The organism is Ideonella sp. P3_A4 (genome assembly GCF_056403075.1).
The window spans coordinates 1-2,479 of the sequence record NZ_JBFUGE010000783.1; the positions used below are offsets into that span (position 1 = coordinate 1).

Sequence of the window (2,479 nt, forward strand, 5' to 3'; positions counted from 1 at the left end):
TGCGCATGCACAGTCGCTGAGCGCTGCCGCCCGGCAGCTGGATCAGACACCCTCCTCGGTCAGCGCCAGGCTGAAGCGGATCGAGGAGGAGCTTGGAGTGCGGCTCGTCGAGCGCACCACCAGGACGCTGCGCCTGACGCCCGAGGGAGAGCGCTTTGCGCAGACCTGCGAGAGCATTGCCGCCACCTGGGCCCGCGGCCGCAGCGTTCTTCGGCACGACGCGCGCGCGGTGGAAGGCCGCATCCACATTGCCGCCCCGACCGACACCAGCGCCCAGTTCCTCTCCGAATGGATCGGCGACTACGCCCGGATGCATCCACGCCTGACGGTGACCTTGCGGGTCGGCGACCGGATGCACGATCTGCCCCGCGAGGCGGTGGACATCGCGATCCGATATGGCGAGCTGAGCGACTCGTCGATGGTCGGCCGGCTGCTGGTGCGGTCGCACCGCGTGCTCGTCGCCGCGCCGAAATACCTCGAGCGAGCGGCGCCGCTGCAATCGCCCACCGATCTGGCCAACCATCGCTGCCTGGCCTGGCTGTCGCGCGATCAGCCCAAGGCGCAGTGGAGCTTTGTTTCAGCAGCGGGAGTGACCGAGACCATGGTCGCGGCGCCTGCCTTGTGTGGCGATTCGCTGCTGGTGCGCCAGTGGGCGGTGAGGGGCGACGGCGTGGCCTACAAGGCCAGCGTGGACGTCGCCGCCGATCTTCGAGCCGGCCGCCTGGTGCGCCTGCTCGCGGACTACGAAGGCGAGGCGGTGCCGATCAGCGCCGTCATGCCCAGCGGGCGGCACATGCCGACCCGCGTTCGCGCGATGGTCGACTACCTGGCCCGGCGATTCGCCGAGCTGTAAGACCGCCCATCACGTGAGCCAAGAGGCCGCGGCGTCAGTCGACAGCCCGTAGCTCGCGATGGCCTCGGCGCAGATGTTCGCATCGACATCGCCGCGCGCGCGCAGGGCCGTCAGCGCCGCCAGCACGATGTGGTGACGATCGACCTCGAAGAAGCGGCGCAAGGCGGCGCGGGTGTCGCTGCGGCCGAAGCCGTCGGTGCCCAGCGCGGTGAAAGGCGCTTCCAGGTACGACGCGATCAACTGCGGCCAGGCACGAACGTAGTCGGAGGCTGCGATCACCGGTGCGTCGCCGGACAGGCAGCGCTGCACATGGCTCTTGCGCGCCGGCTCGCCGGGATGCAGCCGGTTGAAGCGCTCGACTTCGCGGGCCTCGCGCGCCAGCTCGCTGAAGCTGGTTGCGCTCCACACCTCGGCCGCAATACCCCAATCGGATGCGAGCAGCTCGGCCGCGGCGATCACCTCGCGCAGGATGGTGCCTGAGCCGACCAGCCGCACTGTCGCTGGTGTGTTCGCCGGGGCGTCCGCCGGCGCATGCAACGCGTAGCGGTAGATGCCGCGGATGACATCGTCTTCGACGCGCGCCGGCAATGAGGGCTGGGCGTAGTTCTCGTTCATGACGGTGACGTAGTAGAAGACGTCTTCCTGGCGCTCCATCATCTGGCGCATGCCGTGGTCGAGGATCACCGCCAGTTCGCCCGCAAAACACGGGTCGTACGCACGGCAGTTCGGCACCGTGCTCGCCTGTAGCAGGGACGCGCCGTCCTGGTGCTGCAGCCCCTCGCCGCCCAGCGTCGTGCGGCCCGCGGTGGCGCCGAGCAGGAAGCCGCGCGAGCGCTGGTCGGCCGCGGCCCAGATCAGGTCGCCGACGCGTTGGAATCCGAACATCGAGTAGTAGATGTAGAAGGGCAGCATCGCCTGCCCGTGCACCGAGTAGCTCGTCGCTGCGGCGGTCCAGCTGCTGATCGCGCCGGCTTCGCTGATCCCTTCCTCGAGGATCTGGCCGTCCTTGGCCTCGCGGTAGCTCAGCACCGAGCCGATGTCCTCGGGCTCGTAGGCCTGGCCATTGAAGGCATAGATGCCCACCTGCTTGAAGAGGTTGGCCATGCCGAAGGTGCGCGCCTCGTCGGCAACGATGGGCACGATGCGTGGGCCGAGTTGCGTGTCCTTGAGCAAGCCGGTGAGCATGCGCACGAAGGCCATCGTGGTGCTCATCTCCTTGCCTTCGGCCTGCAACGCGAACTCGCCGTAGCGCGCCAGCGGGGGCACGGGCACCGCCGCTGCTGCCTCTGCGCGGCGCGCGGGCACATAGCCCCCGAGCGCGGCGCGGCGCGCATGCAGGTAGCGCATCTCGGGGCTGTCTTCAGCTGGCTTGAAGAACGCGAGATCGGCGACCTGCTCATCGCTCAAGGGCAGATCGAAGCGGTTGCGGAAGGCGATCAAATCCTCGCGCTCGAGCTTCTTCTGCTGGTGGGTGGTCATGCGGCCCTGGCCTGCTTCGCCCATGCCGTTGCCCTTCCTGGTCTGGGCCAGGATGACTGTCGGTTGGCCCTGTGTGGCGGCCGCCGCGTGGTAGGCCGCGTGGATCTTCACCAGATCATGGCCGCCGCGTTTGAGGCGGTCGATCTG

General features: G+C 68.7%; 2 protein-coding genes. One reads left to right on the forward strand and one right to left on the reverse strand.

Annotated elements, in window-relative coordinates:
* On the forward strand, positions 1-853 hold an 853-nt coding region (locus AC1DYI_RS32635), incomplete at its 5' end, for a LysR family transcriptional regulator (RefSeq protein ID WP_477208266.1).
* 9 nt (positions 854-862) lie between these two features.
* Here AC1DYI_RS32635 and AC1DYI_RS32640 read toward each other — a convergent pair.
* On the reverse strand, positions 863-2,479 hold a 1,617-nt coding region (locus AC1DYI_RS32640), incomplete at its 5' end, for a transketolase-like TK C-terminal-containing protein (protein ID WP_477208267.1).